This window comes from Flavobacterium silvaticum, from assembly GCF_012911565.1.
Classification (GTDB): domain Bacteria; phylum Bacteroidota; class Bacteroidia; order Flavobacteriales; family Flavobacteriaceae; genus Flavobacterium; species Flavobacterium silvaticum.
This window is the reverse complement of record NZ_JAAMPU010000104.1, coordinates 78,118-97,108: the sequence shown is the minus strand read 5'-3', so window position 1 is coordinate 97,108 and position 18,991 is coordinate 78,118. Positions and strand designations below refer to the sequence as shown.

The following is an 18,991-nucleotide window of genomic DNA, read 5'->3' as shown; positions in this document are numbered from 1 at the left end:
ACGGTTAACAGATAACAGTTAACGGTTGCTCTAAAGTAAAACAAACTTCAGACATAATTTGGAGCTATGATATTTACAAGCGATGGGTTAACTGTTAACCGTTAACTGTTATCTGTTAACTATTCAAACGACTGCATACTCACCAGCTTCCTGTAATTTCCATCGACAGCAAGCAATTCATCATGTGTACCTTGCTCCACGATGCGGCCTTTTTTCATGACCACGATCCTGTCGGCCTTTTGAATAGTAGACAAACGGTGGGCAATGACAATCGAAGTCCGGTTCTGCATCATATTCTCCAACGCTTCCTGAACCAGGCGTTCGCTTTCGGTATCGAGTGCCGATGTCGCTTCGTCGAGAATCATGATTGGCGGATTTTTAAGAACCGCACGTGCAATACTAAGGCGTTGCTTTTGTCCGCCGGAAAGTTTGTTCCCGCTGTCTCCTATATTGGTTTCGATTCCCATGGGAAGGTCTTTGACGAACTCATAGGCATTGGCGACTTTGAGTGCTTCGATGACTTCTTCGTCAGACGCATCCGGCTTTCCCAGAGAAACGTTTGCTTTGATGGTATCGTTGAATAAAATACTGTCCTGAGTCACCAAGCCCATCAGGCTTCTGAGCGAATGCAGGTCGATGTCGCGAATGTCCATTCCGTCAATTTTGATGCTGCCGTCGTTCACATCGTAAAATCGCGTGAGCAAATTCGCAATCGTACTTTTCCCGCTTCCCGACTGACCGACCAAAGCGACCGTTTCTCCTTTATTGATCACAAGTGAAAAATCTTTGAGAACCGTTTCGTGTTCGTAGGCGAAGTTGACGTTGTTTAGTGTAATCGTCGATTCGAGATCTGTTTTTTGGATAGCGTCCGGCTTGCTCGTAATAGGGTTGTGTTCGTGCAGGATTTCAAGCACACGATCGGCTGCGGCAGCCCCGCGTTTGACTCCGTAAGATGCTTTCGAAATTGCTTTGGCCGGCGTAAGGATATTGTATGCCAGACCCATATAGGTAATGAACGAACTGGCGGCGAGCGTCTTATCGACGAGCACCATCTGTCCGCCATAAATCAATAAAAAGGCTATAACCGCAATCCCGAGGAATTCGCTCATGGGAGAAGCGAGGTTCTGCCGGTTGACGATACTATTCGACAACTTAAAAAACCGCTGCGTCGATTTGCGGAACGTTTCCCCAAAGTGTTTCTGGGCATTATAGGATTTGACCACTTTGAGGCCGCCCAAAGTTTCTTCGAGGGTGGACAAGAACGTGCCCTGCTCCTGCTGCGCCTGTGACGATTGCTTTTTGAGTGATTTACCTACGAGAGAAATCAGGTAACCTGAAATGGGGATAAACACAAACACGAAAGCCGTCAGTTTGACCGATATCATGAACATGGCGACAATCGTAAACACAATGGTCAATGGTTCTTTGACAATGAGTTCGAGGATCGAAAGCATGGAATTCTGCACCTCGTTCACATCGTTTGAGATACGTGCAATGGTGTCGCCTTTTCTTTTTTCCGAGAAGAACGCGATGGGCAAATGCAGGATTTTATCATACATAGCCGTCCGCAAATCACGCAAAACACCGTTCTTGAGGTACGTTATAAAAAACATGGCGAGGTAATCACACAGGTTTTTCAACAAGAAAATCGAAATGATGCCTGCCACCAGGATGGCGAGTGTATTGCCTATTCCGTGTGCTGCGGTGTATTGTGTTGTATAGTAAGCAAGAGAATCGGAAGCATAGGTTTTTATATGACCGATTCCCTCATATTCGGGAAGTTTATATACCTTTTGCTCTTTCCCGAAAAGCACGTCGAGCATCGGCATGAGCGCTATGAACGACAACGTACTGAAAAGGGCGTATAAAATATTGAAGAAAATATTCAGGAACGCATACTTCTTATACGGAGCCGCAAAAGGAAAGATTTTTTTTATACTGCTCATTAATTGATGTTAAGGTCGCGGATGATGGCTTTTACCTTTTCATCCAGTTGTTTTTCGGCCGACGGAATATCGTCGATCGAATCTATGGCTGCGTTGACAGACACATAGAACTTGATTTTCGGCTCGGTCCCGCTTGGACGGGCTGCGATTTTGGCGCCGTCTTCGGTATAATAAATCAACACGTCCGATTTTGGGATATCGAGGTTTTCGACTTCACCCGTCAAAAGATTTTTAGCAGTTGACGATTGGTAATCTTCGACCATCACAACCCGGTTTCCGTCGATTTCACGGATCGGGTTCACGCGCTGGTCGATCATCATCTGCTTGATTTCCTGAGCGCCTTCAATCCCTTTTTTGGTCAGTGACAACAAGGCCTCTTTATAAAATCCGTAATCGACATATAATTTTTCAAGCTCTTGGTAGACCGAGCTTCCCGACGCTTTCGCCTGTGCCGCAACTTCGCAAATCAACAAGGTAGCCGCAACCGCATCTTTATCGCGCACATGGTCGCCTACCATATAACCAAAGCTTTCTTCGCCACCGCCAATGAACTGGAGTTCCGGAAAATCCTTGATCATCTTGGCGATCCATTTGAATCCGGTCAAGCCGAGTTTGCACTGGACGCCGTAAGCCGTGGCCAGTTCCATAAGCATAGGAGTCGAGACAATCGTGGAACCTATGAATTGTTTTCCGTTGAGTTTTCCGGCCTTGCGCCATTTTTCCAACAGGAAATGTGTCATCAAAACCATAGTCTGGTTTCCGTTGAGCAAGACCATTCTATTGTTGTTGTCGCGAACGGCAACGCCCAATCTGTCGGCATCAGGATCTGTCCCGACGACTATATCGGCATTTAATTTATCGGCCAACGACAAAGCCATCGTCAATGCTTCCGGCTCTTCGGGATTCGGCGATTTTACGGTTGGGAAATCCCCGTCCGGAACGGCTTGCTCGGGAACAATGTGGACGTTGTTGTAACCTGCCTTTTTCAAAGTATCTGGCAAAACCGTGATCGATGTGCCGTGTAAAGACGTAAACACGATGCTCATATCGTCTTTGTCGGCCTGTGGTGTATTGAAACTCGCGTGTTTCACCGTCGATTCTATGAAAGCCGCATCGACTTCCTTATCGATATATTTGATCAGGCTTTCGTTCGCCGTGAATTTGATTTCCGAATAATCGAGCGCTTCGATGACGTCGATGATTTCCTTATCCTGTGGCGGAACCAATTGCCCGCCATCTTCCCAATACACTTTATACCCATTGTATTCGGGCGGATTGTGGGAAGCTGTCAGTACGATTCCAGCCTGGCATTTGAGATGACGCACGGCAAAAGACAATTCCGGTGTCGGACGCAGATCTGAAAATAAATAGACTTGTATTCCGTTGGCCGAAAACACATCGGCTACCACACGCGCCAACGATTTTGAATTGTGGCGGCAGTCGAACGCTATGGCAACGCTCAGGTGTTTTCCCGGAAACGCTTTTTTCATGTAATCGGAAACGCCCTGGGTGCTTTTGCCGAGTGTGTATTTGTTGATGCGGTTTGTCCCGACACCCATGATTCCACGCATGCCACCGGTTCCGAATTCAAGGTTTTTATAGAAACTTTCTTCGAGTTCCTTGGGGCTGGTCGTCATCATTTGCTCGATGGCGCGATGCGTTTCGTTATCAAAAGTAGCTTCGAGCCACGGATTTACTTTGTCTAAGATTGCCTGATCAATGTGCATTTTGTTATTTTTTTGGAGCTAATCCGGCTGTCCGCTATATCTTTTGCGCTTAAGAACGCTGCAAAAGGATGCCGCTTCCATCCGGGCTAGGGCTTTTCGTTATCTTATTAAATATCGTCAAAAATTGGTAAAGTCTGGAAGTTGGAAACCTATAAATTAATCCGTCCGGAAATCTTGTACCGGTCATTTCCCTGACGTGCCCGCAACACGATTTCACCCAAAAATCCGGCGAGGAACAATTGTGTCCCGATGATCATAGTCGTCAGGGCTATATAAAACCACGGATTGCTCGTGACCAGGATCGTCGGCTCGTCGTGATACAACCGGTACAGTTTGGAAATCCCGATATAACCCGCAGAAATGAAACCAATTACGAACATTACCGAACCGAGCGCCCCAAAAAGATGCATCGGCTGCCTGCCAAACCGCGATAAAAACCAAATGGTTATCAAATCGAGGAATCCGTTTATAAAGCGGTTCATCCCGAATTTGGTCTCTCCGTATTTACGCGCCTGGTGCTGCACGACCTTCTCACCTATCTTTTTGAAACCGGCATTCTTGGCCAAAACCGGAATATAGCGGTGCATTTCACCGGAAACTTCCACGTTCTTCACCACTACATTTTTATAGGATTTGAGCCCACAGTTGAAATCGTGGAGCTTTACGCCCGAAGTACGCCTTGCGGCCCAATTGAACAACTTAGATGGCAGGTTTTTGAACAGCACGTTGTCATACCGCTTTTTTTTCCAGCCGGAAACCAGGTCGAATTTATCCTCGATGATCATGCGATACAATTCCGGGATTTCGTCCGGGCTGTCCTGCAAATCGGCATCCATCGTAATGACGACATCGCCTTTGGCTGCGGCAAATCCGGCATGTAACGCCTGTGACTTGCCAAAGTTTTTCATGAACCGGATGCCTTTGACGTTTTCATCGAGGACAGAAAGCGCTTCGATGATTTCCCACGATCCATCGGAACTTCCGTCATCTATAAAAATAACCTCGTAAGAAAAACGGTGTTCCTGCATGACCCGGAAAATCCAGGAATGCAGTTCGCGAAGGGATTCCGCCTCATTGAGAAGCGGGATTACTAAGGAAATGTTCATCTAATTGAATTGAGGCTGATCTTTCTTTACAATCGCACCGACTATAAACGAATGTATAAGCCCTATGATGGTATACATTACAAGTGTAAAAGGAATGGTTAGCATCGGTTCCATAAATTTCCGCACCCATGAAAGTGACATATCGAGTTGCTCCTGAGTCAAATCCGGACTATTCCTCATAGTGACCCTTGCAACTTTGTCCATTGCCTCATCTATGAATTCCGGAAAAATAAGGGTAAAGACAAAATAGAACACACCATAGGCCAAGGCTGCAAGAAAAGCCGTCGTCACACCTGCCTTTATACACTGGCCGAATGAAATAAAACCATTGTTGTATTTCTTGTAGGCATTGCAGGCAAGCATGATAAAAACAAACGGAAGAAACAGGTAATTGAGCAAATTCATAACCCAGCCAACAGCCGGATTTTCAAGAGGATCGATGTTCAGGGTATAACTGAGCATAAATTCCAGAATCATGATCAATCCGAAAAACAATCCGTAAACGGCAGCAATTGATGCAGGCGTCTTGATTGCGGGCGTCTTAACTTCAGACATAGAAAAAAATTTTTAACAAATATAGGAATTATTACTCTGGAAAATTGAAGGGAAGACGCATGGGTATGCCAAAATCCGAACATGTTTTTAAAACACTGCAACATAACCTGAATCCGGATTTGAAGAATAAGTGTCATTTTTATTTTTTTCATACTTTGACACACTTCATATGGCGTTTTTGCTTTTTTTGAGAATTTGACACACTGTTTTTTGGTTCAGTTCTTTTAATTACATCATAAGTTTAAATTACACTCAGATGCATTAGTAATTATCTGACAAGTCAAAGCAAACTATCTTTCTATTTCCTACTCTCACATTTCCGTCTTTCCGTCTTTCCCGTCTTTCCCGACTTTCCCGTCTTTCCCGTCTTTTCAGACTTTTCAGACTTTCCTGACTTTCCCGACCTCGCCTCTTCCGAACTCCCGAACTTTTAACCAAAAAAAACTTTGCACTTTAAATAATTTCCCTACATTTGCACACTCAAATAAAATTTGTAAACCAAAAGCGGTTGCCAATTCACACCTTTCAAGAGAAAGCTTCAGAAGGAAACAACAGCAGTAAAGAATAAACCATGAAAAAAGGAACCCACCCGGAAAATTACAGACTGGTCGCTTTCAAAGACATGTCTAACGACGAAGTATTCATCACGAAATCTACAGCAGATACAAAAGAAACCATCACTCACGAAGGTGTCGAGTATCCGGTTGTGAAAATGGAGATTTCCCGTACGTCCCACCCTTTTTATACTGGTAAATCAAAGCTTATCGATACGGCTGGTCGTATTGACAAGTTCAAAAACAAATACGCAAAACACGCGAAATAATCTTAGAGTGTTCAAATTACGAAGAGCCTTCCCGAAACGGAGGGCTTTTTTGTTTACATTAATTAGTCAATTAGAAAATGAGAAAATTGGATAATTGGGTTAAATTCGTACTGCCAACCATTATCTCATTCTCTAATTATCTCATTGACCTCATTATCTAATTCCCATGAACTACATATTATTCGACGGCCCGTCCAGAAACGCCTTACTCCCATTCACCTTTACACGTCCCGTCGCCGACATCCGCATTGGAATACTGACCATTCGGGAGAAATGGGAAAAGTATCTCGGAAATACCACGACTACGCTGACCGAAGAATATCTGTCGGAAAAATATCCGATGGTCGAAATGGAACAGAACGTCATGATCAACGCCTCGTTTGTCCCGAATGAAATATTGGCCGAAATGGTGCTTTCGCTCGAACCCAGACAAGCCTTGTTCAAAAACGGCGAAGTCATCGCTTTTTTCACCGAAGACACACAGGAAGAAGTAGATTTCGACAGTTATGAAATCCTGGAATTCAGCAACGATTGCCTCACTGTAAATAATCCGTGGGATATTTTCTCCAGGAACGATGCAGCTTTGAGAGAAGATTTCGAGTTGCTGACCGAAGACCGGACATCGCAACCAATTCCGTCAAGCGTCAATGTCATCGCACCAGAAAATATTTTTATCGAAGAAGGCGCCAAATTGGAATTCGTCACATTAAATGCTTCGACCGGCCCGATTTATATTGGAAAGAATGCCGAAATCATGGAGAATTCCGTCATACGCGGACCGTTTGCTTTGTGTGAAGGCGGACAGGTGAAATTAGCCACAAAAGTGTATGGTGCCACTACCGTCGGGCCGTTTTCACGGATTGGTGGCGAAGTCAGCAACTCGGTTTTGTTCGGCTATTCAAATAAAGGACATGACGGATTTTTAGGAAATTCCGTGCTTGGCGAATGGTGCAATCTTGGGGCAGACACTAATAATTCCAACCTCAAGAACAATTACGAAGAAGTCAAACTGTGGAGTTATGAGACCGAAGGATTCGCCAGAACGGGACTTCAGTTCTGCGGACTCATGATGGGTGATCATTCCAAATGCGGCATCAATACCATGTTCAATACGGGAACTGTCGTGGGTGTAAGCGCTAATATTTTCGGAAGCGGCTTCCCGAGGAATTTCGTCCCGAGTTTTTCATGGGGCGGCGCATCGGGCTTTACCACTTACATTACCAAAAAGGCTTTTGAAACTGCGCGAATTGTGATGTCTCGCCGTAATATGGTTTTTGACGAACAGGAAGCCCGGATTCTGGAGCATGTTTTTGAGGAGACGAAGAAGTGGCGGAAAGAGTAGCCGAACTTAAACGGCTAAGATCGGTTAATCTGGATTTTTTTCGTTACCCTAGACCTTCCAGGTTTAATAAACCTTGCGGGTTTAATAAACCTTGCGGGTTTATTAAACCTGGAAGGTCTGAATTTAATTTAATGAGTATTTTTATAAGCAGCTGTTTGCTTCGTCAATTCACTTCCCTCGTGTCCGGCTGTCAGCTATATCTTTTGCGCTTATCCCGATAACTATCGGGAGCCCCAAAAGGATGCCGCTTCTATCCGGGCCAAGGCTTCACGACCCAAATGAACATACGAACTTACAAACACCATTTCATCTCCGAACTAACTGCACACTACGACGCAATCGAAGCAGAAAACTTCATCAACCTGCTTCTCGAAGATTGGCTCGGTTTGAAGCGAATCGACGTTGCCACCAAACCGGAACTCGAATTTTCACCTGAAGAAAAAGCGAGGTTCGATTCCGCGCTGGATCAGCTGAAACAGGAAGTACCAATCCAATACATCATCGGCTCAACCCATTTTTACGGTTTTGAATTCGAAGTCAATCCGGCCGTTTTGATTCCGCGTCAGGAAACTGAAGAACTTGTCGATTGGATTGTCAAAGATTGGGAATTCAATGGAAACCCTCAAATTTTAGACATAGGAACCGGAAGCGGATGCATTGCCATTTCGGTTGCCAAAAGCCTTGTGGATTCAAAAGTTTCAGCAATCGATGTTTCTTTCGATGCACTGGAAACCGCAAAGCGCAATGCTGTCCGTAATGAGGCATCGGTGCAATTCCATCTGCAGGACATTCTTCAAACAAAAAGCCTGGATCACAAATACGACATTATCGTATCGAATCCGCCTTATGTCCGGAATCTGGAAAAACACGAGATCCGCAAAAACGTTTTGGAGTACGAACCGCATCTGGCATTATTCGTAGATGACAATGACGCACTTGTCTTTTACAGGAAAATTGCGCAACTGGCAATTGAAAGCCTGTCAGAAAATGGAAGTTTGTATTTTGAAATCAATCAATATCTCGCATCGGAAACCATTGAAATGCTTGAAAATATCGGGTATAAAAGCATCGAACTCAGAAAGGACCTTCTGGGAAATGACAGGATGTTGAAAGCGTCAATTTCGGACGTAAATTAACCAGACCGTTTTCTTGTATCTTTAAATTAGCAAGACAGGCAATCTTGTTTACAGATGTCCTGTTTACAGATTTTTGTAAACAGGACATTTGTAAACGGTTTATTCATACCGCAACGCCTCAATAGGATCCAAACGCGAAGCCTTCACCGCCGGATACAACCCTGAAACGATCGCAACAACAAAAGTGGTAGCCACTGCTGCCAGCATCGCGCCCCATGGAATGGCAAAACTGAAGTTAAGCAACGACGCTACTCCATAACCGGAAAGTATCCCAATGATCATCCCTATCAATCCGCCGAGCTGGCCAATGACGAGCGTCTCCACGAAAAATTGTATGGCGATGGTGGAACGATTGGCCCCAAGCGCTTTTCGGACACCAATTTCGCGCGTCCTTTCGGTTACCGAAACCAACATGATATTCATCAGTGCTATCGAAGACCCGAAAATGGTGATGATGCCAATGACCCAGGCCGCAATGTTGAGATATCCGGTAATCGACAAAATCCGGTTGATTAAGTCGTCGCTCCTTGAAACCCCGAAATTATCCGTTTGGGTCGGCGTCAGCTTCCGGATATTGCGCATGGTAAGCACCGCATTATCCACGGCCCGGTCCAGCATTTCCTTGTACGTAACCATCACGCTTACCGTGTAATTGATATTCGGCTGTGAATACATCGAACGCGCCACCTGGATTGGGATGAACACGCGCAAATCCTGGCTGTTGCCAAAAGTCGATCCTTTTTCTTTGAGAATGCCGATGACCCGGAACCTGGAACCGCGTATCGAAATGACTTTGTCGATTGGATTTTCGACACCTTCGAACAGGCCTTTTTCAAAATCGGAACCCAGGATACACACATAGGTATTGTTGCGGATGTCCGATGCGGAAAAATTCCGGCCTTTCGAGATTTCATTTCCGGTATTCGGCATATAGTTTTCGTCGACACCGAAAACAGCGATATCCGGATCGGTCTTTTTGGATTCGTATTTTACTTCGGCACTCGTAACGGCCTGGAACGACACGGATGTTTGTGTATACGGGTACGTATATTTTTCCTTGAAAGCCTTTGCCTGCGGATATGAAATGATTGGATTTACCTTTTGCTTCTTGCCGTTATTTCCGTCGATCTGGTCCGATATATTGTATTGTTCCATGTTGAAGGTATTGGAACCCATGGACGCAAAATCAGATGTAATGGTATGTTCAAGCGCCGATACGACTGTCAGGATTCCGACCAATGCCCAAATCCCGATCCCGATGATAAAAATGGTAAGCACCGTCCGCAGCAATTGAGTCCTGATGGAACCCATCGCGATCCTGATGTTTTCCCGAAGCAATTTGAACATTCGTTTTTTTTGCTAAAATACAATTATTTTATACTGACGGACGCCAGCCGATATAGCTTTTATTTGCGCTAAATCCCGATATTTGCCGCTTTACTTCCATCATGGCAAAAAAACCTGAAATACCAAAAGGCACACGCGATTTTTCACCTGAAGAAGTCGCCAGACGCCAGTACATCATATCCGTCATGCGCGGAAACTTTGAAAAATACGGCTACCAACCCATCGAAACCCCGTCGTTTGAAAATTCAGATACCCTGTTGGGAAAATATGGGGAAGAAGGCGACCGGTTGATTTTCAAGATCCTCAACAGCGGTAATTTCTTTTACGATAAAACGAAGTTGGAGTTGCCGTCTGACATTGATTTTCTGCTTGGAAATCCAGCCGATAGATTATCAAAAGAAAACCTCATCGACCTCAACCGGTTTACGGCAAAAATTTCAGAAAAAGCGCTTCGTTACGACCTTACCGTTCCGTTCGCTCGTTACGTAGTCCAACACCAAAACGACATCCAATTTCCGTTCAAACGCTACCAGATACAACCCGTTTGGCGCGCCGACCGTCCGCAAAAAGGGCGTTTCCGCGAATTCTATCAATGCGATGCCGATGTAGTCGGGTCTGATTCGTTGTGGCAGGAAGTAGAATTGGTTCAGTTATACGATGCTGTTTTTTCAGATCTCGGCCTTGAAAACACAAAGATCAAAATCAACAACCGAAAAATCCTTTCGGGCATAGCCGATGTGATCGGTGCTGGCGATAAGCTCATAGATTTCACTGTCGCGCTCGACAAACTCGACAAGATTGGGATTGACGGCGTAAAGAAGGAAATGACAGAAAAAGGAATCCCGGAATCTGCCATCGAAAAATTGTCACCGTTGTTTTCGTTATCGGGCGATTTTGGCCAGCAACTCGAACAACTTGGACAATTGTTGTCTGAATCTGCCGACGGCAAAAAAGGTATCGAGGAACTACAGTTCATCAACACCAATATCCGGATGCTCGGCTTGAGTACATCCACATTGGAACTTGACGTCACGCTGGCACGCGGCCTCAATTATTACACGGGTGCCATCTTTGAAGTCGTTGCCGATAAAGTGGCCATGGGAAGCATTGGCGGCGGTGGTCGTTACGATGACCTGACGGGAATTTTCGGGCTCAAAAACATGAGTGGCGTCGGGATTTCATTCGGGCTTGACCGGATCTACATCGTGCTCGAAGAACTCGGTTTGTTCCCGGAATCGGTACAGAACGCACCATTGGCCCTGTTCCTCAATTACGGAAATGCCGAAGCGGAATTCTCGATGCAATCGGTGACCAAATTGCGCAACCGCGGCTTTCGGGTGGAAATGTATCCGGACGCAGCCAAACCGGCAAAGCAGTTCACATACGCTGAAAAACGAGGCATTCCTTATGTAGTTTCGGTGGGCGAACAGGAACTGATCGACGGCAATCTCAGCGTCAAATTATTGGCGACGGGTGAGAAATTTACGGTCGAAGCAGATGACATCGAATCGTTCTTCGCCGGATTCCATACGCTATAATCTGACAATGTTATAAAATCAAAGAACCTCCCGGAAAAGGAGGTTCTTTTTTTGTAGGTAAAAAGGGGGAAAAAAGGGTATTACTCTATGATTATTTTCCGGCTGAATTCTCCGGAATCTGTTGTTATTTTAGCCACGTAAGTTCCGCTGCTCAATCCTGCCGATGGCATCCGGATATCGGACTGATCCATTGATTTGGTTTCCAAAACAGACAGCTTTTGTCCCAATACCGTGAACAATTCGACTTTTTGTATCTGACGTGTCGCTACCGAATTTTTTATTCCGATGTAAGAACCATCTGAAGCAGTCATCACTGTAATTCCGGCTGAAGCGTTATCGCCAGTAGAAAGCCAGGCCGGAGCCGTGTATTTCAAATAGAACCTGTCTGTCGTAAGGCCCTGATTTACGCTCACATTATAATCGGCGTTGCGCAGGTTTACGTAAGATTCGAGAAGTGCATCGTAGATATAGATGGGTTGTTCCGAATCAAAATTCTCTGTTCCGTCAAGCGTAAAACGAACTTGTCCGGCAGTTTGGGATTTCACTTCGAGCGGGAACGACTTGGTCACATCGAAATTTCCTTCACCCATAATCACACAACGGTAGTAGCCTAACTTAAAGGTCAGATCATCCGGATTTGTGTCATTGTTTGACGCATCGTAACCCGAATCGAAATTCCCTGTGGCCGGACTTCCCATATAACCGAGCAATAATTGACGGTGATACTGGTTCACAAAATCAAACCCGATGCGGATGCGTGGATGTGTGTCCTGTTCAAAGACATCATCGGCATTTGAAGCTACAGCTGGCATTTGCTCAGCCGTTTGATTCGTCCGGAACATAGGCCCGGAATCGGCATTGCCTTCTTTGACAAAAACCCGTTGTGTATTGTCGAACTTAATATTTCCACCTGTATTATTGGCTCTTACAAAAAAACCTTGTCCGACTGGTATAAAACGGTTCGGCACATGGCTGCTCGACCCATATCCGCTGACTCCCGGAGGAGCAACAGGTGGCAATCCGCCAACAAGGGTACGCACGGCATAACCGCCTTGGTAATCTTGTGTAACGTGTGTATTGTTAGTGCTGTAATGTTCCCAGAAATACAGCGTTCCCACTACTGAACCAAGGTTATCCTCGATAAACTTGTTGGCATCCATCGCAGATGGATACGGATTCCCGGCAAGATTCAGGTTGTTTGCGGCAATCGGCATCTGGATTTCACCGTTGTTCGGTTTTCCGGTAAATACAAGATTCTGGCTTTCGGCCGGCACGCTGCTTCCTTTGAGGGTAAAGCCTTGTCCGGCGAGCAAAGTTCCGTTAGCTCCAACGTTACCCCAGTTTGAATAGGAATTGGAAAGATTCTGGAATTTGAATATCCAATAGCTGCTCAATGTTATAGGCGATGTCGGTGTCGGGTTGATTCCCATGATCCAGTTTATGGCCTGCGGATTCGAAGCATCGGTTCCATCGCGTAACACACCGCTTACGGTAAAGGCAGGATTATTCTGGGTGGCAGATACAGCTCCGACAGGCGAGCACCAGTAGTTGTAATTGAATTTATTCGTCGTTCCCTGCTGGTCGCGTTCGATGGATCCGGCAGATGTGACGTCGAGGTCGCTGAAATCCGATTGATGCAACTGGGCACGGTCAACCAGATCGATTTTACCGTCGAGTTTCAAATACCAATCGTTGCGTATTTTGTTGTTGTTGACGGCACGCACCAGTTTCCCGCTGTCGATCACCATTCCCAGGCTCGTGTGGTTTACCGGCAAATCGATGTTGTTTTTGATGTGGACCATTGCCCATTCGTAATCGAAGACATCCTGTCCGTTGACGAAATTCTGTTGGGAAACGGCATTGTCGAGACTTCCGTCCAACGTTGTCACAAAAGGCATAGGCGCCAATTGCGGACGGATTTTCTTGACATTATAGATTCGCAATAAACCAGAAGCTGCTCCCTGATCTACGGTTGATGTAGTCCTGTCGTCGCAAACATCATCTTTATAAGTATCCATTCTGTAATACGCGACCAAAGAACTCCAATCAAGGCTTTCCACATCTTTCGGGACAAAGCTTCCGCGGATGGCCGTACCGTTTTTGTCGATTTCCTGATAGACTATTTTGTGCAGTTGATCCTCAGAAAGTGCTTTGTTGAACACCCGTACCTCATCTACCGAACCTTCGAAGAAGTCACTTGGTGAAGCTGCATTTTTTCCGATAGTAAACGGAGTCGTACTGGCATTGAGCGCACCTGAAAGCGAACTGTCGTTTGAAGACGATACTTCCTGTCCGTTTAGGAAAAATGCTAATTTTTTAGTCTCTGATGTTGGATTGTAAACAGCAGCCACATGATACCATCTGTCTGTCTGTATTCCGTCTGAGAACGAAATCTGCTGGCCGTTCGCCGATGCGACGAATTCGCCCGATCCGGTCATTTTCACATTGAAATTATCCTGTCCGAAAATATATCCGTCAACCGCAAAACCATTGGCAAGCTTGACCCAGCCCATGATGGTGGCTTCGGGAAGATTTCCCAAAAGAGCTGAACCTTCGGCGTAATCGTTGCGGCCGTCGAGATCGAGATATAGTTTGGTATCGATGTCACGTGGCGAACCGAGTTTGGTTTCATCGGAGTCGAAACTGTCGATGATTCCGTCTTTGTCGACATCTGCAGTCCCGTCAATTTCACCGTCGCCATTCGCATCGAGTGATGCATAAATACTTTGGGCAATGTCAAAAACACCGTCACTATCTATATCGATCTGGGTGTAATCGGCTTGTCCGTCACCGTCAAAATCCTGGGCAAAATCACGAACGTCACTTCCGAAACCTATAAAAGTATCGAATACATCAAGCAATCCGTCGTGGTCCGAATCAAGTCCATCGCCTGTTCCATCTCCATCGATATCTCCATCGCCATTGTACATTCCGGCTTCGTCTACATCAAAAAGACTGTCGTTGTCGCTGTCCAGATCCTGAAAATCCGGCACGCCGTCTCCGTCTGAATCCGGGAAGGTGTAACCAGAGGCTAGCATCGCTTCGATGGTATCGTGCAATCCGTTCGCATTCACATCTACCCATGAACCTGCCGCGACGTCAAGCATGGCATTTCCTGTCGTAAAGTTTTTGAAACCGGCTTCTTCCACATCCGGGATTCCGTCGTTATCTGAATCGAGGTCGAAGATATTGGCGATGCCGTCTGAATCGCGGTCGCAGTAATTCTGGCGGATGGTGATGTCGTCGAGTGCCAGATCATTTCCGCCTCCGCCCGGAGCGTTGTTACGGAACCGGATCACAAAAGAGGTATTGTCTCCAAGGTTGACACTGGTTGTATACTGACGCCATTGGCTTAATGTGCAGCTGTTATCGGCGTTGTCCGTGCCGCAACGGCCTATATCACCTGTATTAAAAGACGAAATCAGGTTGTTTTCCATATCGAGGAATTCAACCGTGATATTGGGTAAAATCGATCCGCCGTAATTTCCGACCGACATGATATTCAATGCCCAAAATCCATAGGTGACCGGAATATTCGGAATCACGCCATGGATGGTCGTTTCGTAAAAAATTCCCGGTGTAAAGCTGGCATTGAATACGGCCATGCGTCCGTTGACGTCTCCGGGTGTGTGATCTTCCGGGCCGTTCCAGGCAAGATCGCCGTGGATGTTATCGGGATCGGCACTGTCCGTTCCTGCAATTTTATGTGTAACGACATATTCGCCGTCGTCAAGGATTCTGCTCGATTGGCTTGGACATTCTGCCGTATTGGTTCCCACGATCCCATCTTCATAACAATACGTACAGGTTGCTCCCGGAATATTGATGTTGATCTGGCCTTTTGTAGTTCCGGCTCCGAATGTCTCATTTAGGAAAATATATTCCGGCGTTCCTGAAAACGGGGAATCGAAGCAACTCAATTGTTCGTCGACATCCGGAATTCCGTCGTTGTCATCGTCAATATCTATATTATCGCTTATGCCGTCACCATCGGTATCCGGATACGTACGAACACCAAGACCACTTATCGCAAATGAAAAATTCGATTCGTCCGAATCGTTTGAAGTAAAGGAAACCTGGACTGTTTTTGTTCCGATAGTCGTCGGCTGAAACGAGATGTGCAAGGTCGTTTGTCCTCCGGCAGCGACCGTTGAAGCCGGCTGTTGGACAACGGTAAACAAGGCAGCATCTGAACCGGAAATAGTTACCGCGCCAAGTGTAAGATCTGCATCGCCCGTATTTTGGATGGTGTAGATTACTGTGGTCGATCCGCTTTCGATTGAGACTGAACCGATATTGGTATTATCGGAAACAGATGGCGAAACATCATTGTTCGCTATAGACTGATAGTTTCCGAGTACCTGGACTTCCGGTCCTGCGACCATTTTTGCATGCATCGGAACGACACCATTATGATGCGGAGGCCTGGCAAACGTCAAGGTGGAAATCCCAAGTAAAAATACCGCTAGGCTTTTACTGGCAGAAGTAAAAATTTCCATAGTAGAGGTTAAGTTTTACGGCAGATATCTGTTTGGGGAAAAGATATAAGCAGTAGGGTTTAAATTCTTTTGTTTTGTTTATGAGCTTGTTAATGACAATTCAAAAGTAGGACTTAAATTGAATCGTGCAAATTTTTTTACCGATTAAATGCATTTTTTATCGATTAAATACACTTAATGATTTATTTTGAGTATATTTTCTTACATAATTGTTTCGTGTAAAAAATAATGGGCGCCTGAAATATCAAACGCCCACTTTTATCTTAATCCTGGATTTACATTATCTTCATAAATCATTCCCATGAAGATAGCTTTAGCAACGACCGAAAAGCCTAAAATCAATAATCAACCCACGCTACTCTTTCGTGTTTTTGACGGCCGTTGGAAAAGCCATTTTTTTTACGGAGATGGAACCATGCCGCCTGGGTTGCTCTCACCTTCTTTAAGGTCATCGTTCTTTACTCCTTTTTTGCCTTTGGAAGGATCTGAGAAACTCATCTTTCCGAAATTATAACTGAACGTGATGCCGAACGATCGTATCGGGTAGTTGAACTGGCTGCTTGTATTGAAGCCTGTCCCGGTAGTTTCAGATTTAAAGCTCAGGTCTTTTCTGAAAGGCGAAGCCACGTTGATTCCCAAAGATGCTTTTTTGTCCCAGAATTGTTTCTTGACCCCGAAAACCATTAAGTTGAAAGCCGGATTCGTTCCCTGGATTGTTCTTCTCGATGAATTCTGGATGACAAATGCCTCTGCCGACAATCCGTTTTCGAAAGCCAAGGTTCCACTTACAAAAGCATTGTATTGTACATATGTCCCATTTTGCGTCGCGTCTTCAAGGAATACCCCTGACGGATCCGGTTTGTAGGTATACGCATTGACATTTCCGCGTATGGTCAGGATCTTGAACGGATTGACCGATCCGAACAAACTCATCCCAAACGATTTATTATTACCAATGTTCTGGTAATTCGTGATCGTCCCGCTTTCCCCGTCAAGAGGTGTCGCGATTCCTTCGATAAGCCCCGACGTATATTTGTAATAAGCCGAAACACTCAGCGTACGCTTTTGGGAAAATGTCGAATACCCCAACTCAACCGTCTGCGAAATTTCCGGGTCAAGGTTCGGATTTCCCTGCGTCTGTGCCTGGATATTTGATTTGTTGATGAACGGGTTCAGGTATGTAAGACTCGGACGCGTGATACGTTTGGAGTACGTCAGTTTTAGCGAAGATTTATCGGTCAGCGATTTCTGCAGCGTAAAACTTGGGATAAACGTGGAATAAGTATTCTCAAACCGTTGCAGGTCTGTCTGTAAGGCATTCGTCGGATTTCCGGTAATCGATGTATTTTCAATCCTCGCGCCTGCCATCACAGTATAACCTTTTGGCAGCGTCAATGTCCCGACAGCGTATCCGGCAAGAACATCCTGGCTGTAATCGTATAAGTTGGAACTTATTGGGTCGTAGGTGAAATTTCCATTGGCATCAGGCACATAGTTGGTAAAATCGCTTGAAATCCTGCGGAAGATACTTTTACCGCCGGCTTCCACTTTGAACTTTTCTGTTATCGGAAGCGAATAATCCAACTGCAAGGTATATTCGTTATTGGTTCCATCATTGAACGCTTTCTGGTCTGTGTAAAACGCCGAGTATTGATTGGTATAATCGGTGTTGACTTTGGAATGGCTCCATTGGGTCGAAAACGTCAGCTCATGCCCTTCTTTTGAGAATTTGTGGAGGTAATCGAGGTTCCAGTCAAAACCCTCGTTTTTGTTGACCGACCTCGTCTTTCCGGTGAATGTATTGTTGTTGGAAGCATCGTTATAATCGGTGAAAATGTTTTGGGAATTCCCGTCGGAAGAAAACTCCATCTTATTCAACCGGAACGTCGAGCTGATGCTGTTAGTCGAATCGATCTCATAACCTGCCGTAACCGAACCCATCATGCCAAAACGATTGACTTTGCTGGTTCCGTTTGCCGTTTGTAAGGTATTGGTAGTTCCGTCGTTGAATTGCTGGGAAGAATTATAATCTGAAGTCTGTGGCCATCCGCTGTGTGACCCGATGTTTGCCGAAAGACTGAATTTTCCTTTATTGTAATTGATGTTGGCATTGAAGTTATTCTGGCGCGTCCCGACCCCGCCGCTAACCGAACCATTTATTCCGGAAACACTTTTTTGTTTGGTGATGATGTTGATGATGCCACCTGAACCTTCCGCATCATATTTTGCAGATGGAGCGGTAACGACTTCCACATTTTTGATCTGGTCGGCCGGAATGGATTTAAGTACGTCCGATACATTGGACGATGTGGCGCCCGTAGGTTTTCCGTTGATAAGTATGCGGACGTTCGCATCACCTCGGACTGATACATTTCCGTCGATATCAACGCTTACTAAAGGCACTTTCTGTAATACATCGGTCGCGCTTCCGCCAGATGCCGTCACATCTTTCTCGACATTGTAGACAATCTTGTCGATTTTATTCGAAACCAGAGCCGCCGAACCTTGCACTACGACTTCATTGAGCGTATTGACTTCGGCCGACAAAATGATTTTACCAATCTGGTAATTCAGGTTTGCGGCATCGATTGTAAATGTCTTTGTGTTCTTGGTTTGGTAACCGATGAACGAAATCCCGATTTTGTAGTTTCCTGGGACGACGCCGTCTATTTTGAAGTTTCCATTGGCATCCGTGATGACACCGTTGATTGGTGTGGCGGCATCGGCTTTATATAAGCTGACCGAGGCATAATCTACCGGCTTGTTGCTTGTGGAATCTATGACGACCCCGGAAATGCTTCCTTTAAAAACCGGTTCTGTTTGTGCTGATGCGCCAATTCCCGATAGTAGGATAAGCGCAAAAAAGAGTAGCTTTTTCATTTGTCAAAAAATATGATGCAAATGAAGGTCGGTTAATCTGGAAAACCACATCGGTTCGACGGAAAGCCCTTAAACATCGACGGAAAAGCGTC

Annotated in this window: 11 protein-coding genes; 4 read left to right on the top strand and 7 right to left on the bottom strand. The window is 45.5% G+C overall.

Annotated elements, in window-relative coordinates:
* Nucleotides 1-119: 119 nt before the first annotated feature.
* From G6047_RS08555 to G6047_RS08540, 4 genes are all read right to left on the bottom strand, one after another.
* Nucleotides 120-1,946, bottom strand: coding sequence for an ABC transporter ATP-binding protein (locus G6047_RS08555; protein ID WP_169527191.1), 1,827 nt, complete (start codon nucleotides 1,944-1,946; stop codon nucleotides 120-122).
* On the bottom strand, nucleotides 1,946-3,673 hold the full coding sequence (locus G6047_RS08550) for a phospho-sugar mutase (RefSeq protein ID WP_169527190.1): 1,728 nt from the start codon (nucleotides 3,671-3,673) through the stop codon (nucleotides 1,946-1,948). Before G6047_RS08550 ends, G6047_RS08555 begins: the two co-directional genes overlap by 1 nt.
* Nucleotides 3,674-3,822: 149 nt before the next feature.
* Nucleotides 3,823-4,779, bottom strand: coding sequence for a glycosyltransferase family 2 protein (locus G6047_RS08545; RefSeq protein WP_169527189.1), 957 nt, complete (start codon nucleotides 4,777-4,779; stop codon nucleotides 3,823-3,825).
* The gene (locus G6047_RS08540; protein WP_169527188.1) at nucleotides 4,780-5,334 is read right to left on the bottom strand and encodes a DUF4199 domain-containing protein; all 555 of its coding nucleotides are present in this window, start codon (nucleotides 5,332-5,334) and stop codon (nucleotides 4,780-4,782) included.
* Between the two features lie 571 nt (nucleotides 5,335-5,905).
* On the opposite strand from G6047_RS08540, the gene G6047_RS08535 reads away from it, so the two are divergent.
* From G6047_RS08535 to prmC, 3 genes are all read left to right on the top strand, one after another.
* Entirely contained in the window at nucleotides 5,906-6,157 is a 252-nt protein-coding gene (locus G6047_RS08535) for a type B 50S ribosomal protein L31 (RefSeq protein ID WP_169527187.1), read from the top strand.
* Nucleotides 6,158-6,323: 166 nt separating this feature from the next.
* The gene (locus tag G6047_RS08530) at nucleotides 6,324-7,499 is read left to right on the top strand and encodes a GlmU family protein (protein WP_169527186.1); all 1,176 of its coding nucleotides are present in this window, start codon (nucleotides 6,324-6,326) and stop codon (nucleotides 7,497-7,499) included.
* A gap of 278 nt (nucleotides 7,500-7,777) precedes the next feature.
* Nucleotides 7,778-8,635: a peptide chain release factor N(5)-glutamine methyltransferase gene (gene prmC / locus G6047_RS08525; protein WP_169527185.1), complete on the top strand. Its 858-nt coding sequence runs from the start codon at nucleotides 7,778-7,780 to the stop codon at nucleotides 8,633-8,635.
* Nucleotides 8,636-8,734: 99 nt separating this feature from the next.
* Here prmC and G6047_RS08520 read toward each other — a convergent pair whose 3' ends face one another.
* Nucleotides 8,735-9,982: an ABC transporter permease gene (locus G6047_RS08520; RefSeq protein ID WP_169527184.1), complete on the bottom strand. Its 1,248-nt coding sequence runs from the start codon at nucleotides 9,980-9,982 to the stop codon at nucleotides 8,735-8,737.
* Nucleotides 9,983-10,083: 101 nt separating this feature from the next.
* Here G6047_RS08520 and hisS point away from each other — a divergent pair, with 101 nt between their 5' ends.
* Nucleotides 10,084-11,520: a histidine--tRNA ligase gene (hisS, locus tag G6047_RS08515; protein WP_169527183.1), complete on the top strand. Its 1,437-nt coding sequence runs from the start codon at nucleotides 10,084-10,086 to the stop codon at nucleotides 11,518-11,520.
* Between the two features lie 80 nt (nucleotides 11,521-11,600).
* Here hisS and G6047_RS08510 read toward each other — a convergent pair whose 3' ends face one another.
* Both G6047_RS08510 and G6047_RS08505 read right to left on the bottom strand, forming a co-directional pair.
* Nucleotides 11,601-16,019, bottom strand: a complete 4,419-nt coding sequence (locus G6047_RS08510; protein WP_169527182.1) for a LamG-like jellyroll fold domain-containing protein — start codon at nucleotides 16,017-16,019, stop codon at nucleotides 11,601-11,603.
* A gap of 399 nt (nucleotides 16,020-16,418) precedes the next feature.
* Entirely contained in the window at nucleotides 16,419-18,899 is a 2,481-nt protein-coding gene (locus tag G6047_RS08505; protein WP_169527181.1) for a TonB-dependent receptor domain-containing protein, read from the bottom strand.
* Nucleotides 18,900-18,991: the final 92 nt, after the last annotated feature.

What these genes read in the sequence shown, in the direction of transcription:
- G6047_RS08535 (WP_169527187.1), top strand. Translation starts at nt 5,906, where the DNA reads ATGAAAAAAGGAACCCACCCGGAAAATTACAGACTGGTCGCTTTCAAA.
- hisS (WP_169527183.1), top strand. Translation starts at nt 10,084, where the DNA reads ATGGCAAAAAAACCTGAAATACCAAAAGGCACACGCGATTTTTCACCT.
- G6047_RS08555 (WP_169527191.1), bottom strand. Translation starts at nt 1,946, where the DNA reads ATGAGCAGTATAAAAAAAATCTTTCCTTTTGCGGCTCCGTATAAGAAG.
- G6047_RS08530 (WP_169527186.1), top strand. Translation starts at nt 6,324, where the DNA reads ATGAACTACATATTATTCGACGGCCCGTCCAGAAACGCCTTACTCCCA.
- prmC (WP_169527185.1), top strand. Translation starts at nt 7,778, where the DNA reads ATGAACATACGAACTTACAAACACCATTTCATCTCCGAACTAACTGCA.
- G6047_RS08510 (WP_169527182.1), bottom strand. Translation starts at nt 16,019, where the DNA reads ATGGAAATTTTTACTTCTGCCAGTAAAAGCCTAGCGGTATTTTTACTT.
- G6047_RS08505 (WP_169527181.1), bottom strand. Translation starts at nt 18,899, where the DNA reads ATGAAAAAGCTACTCTTTTTTGCGCTTATCCTACTATCGGGAATTGGC.
- G6047_RS08545 (WP_169527189.1), bottom strand. Translation starts at nt 4,779, where the DNA reads ATGAACATTTCCTTAGTAATCCCGCTTCTCAATGAGGCGGAATCCCTT.
- G6047_RS08520 (WP_169527184.1), bottom strand. Translation starts at nt 9,982, where the DNA reads ATGTTCAAATTGCTTCGGGAAAACATCAGGATCGCGATGGGTTCCATC.
- G6047_RS08540 (WP_169527188.1), bottom strand. Translation starts at nt 5,334, where the DNA reads ATGTCTGAAGTTAAGACGCCCGCAATCAAGACGCCTGCATCAATTGCT.
- G6047_RS08550 (WP_169527190.1), bottom strand. Translation starts at nt 3,673, where the DNA reads ATGCACATTGATCAGGCAATCTTAGACAAAGTAAATCCGTGGCTCGAA.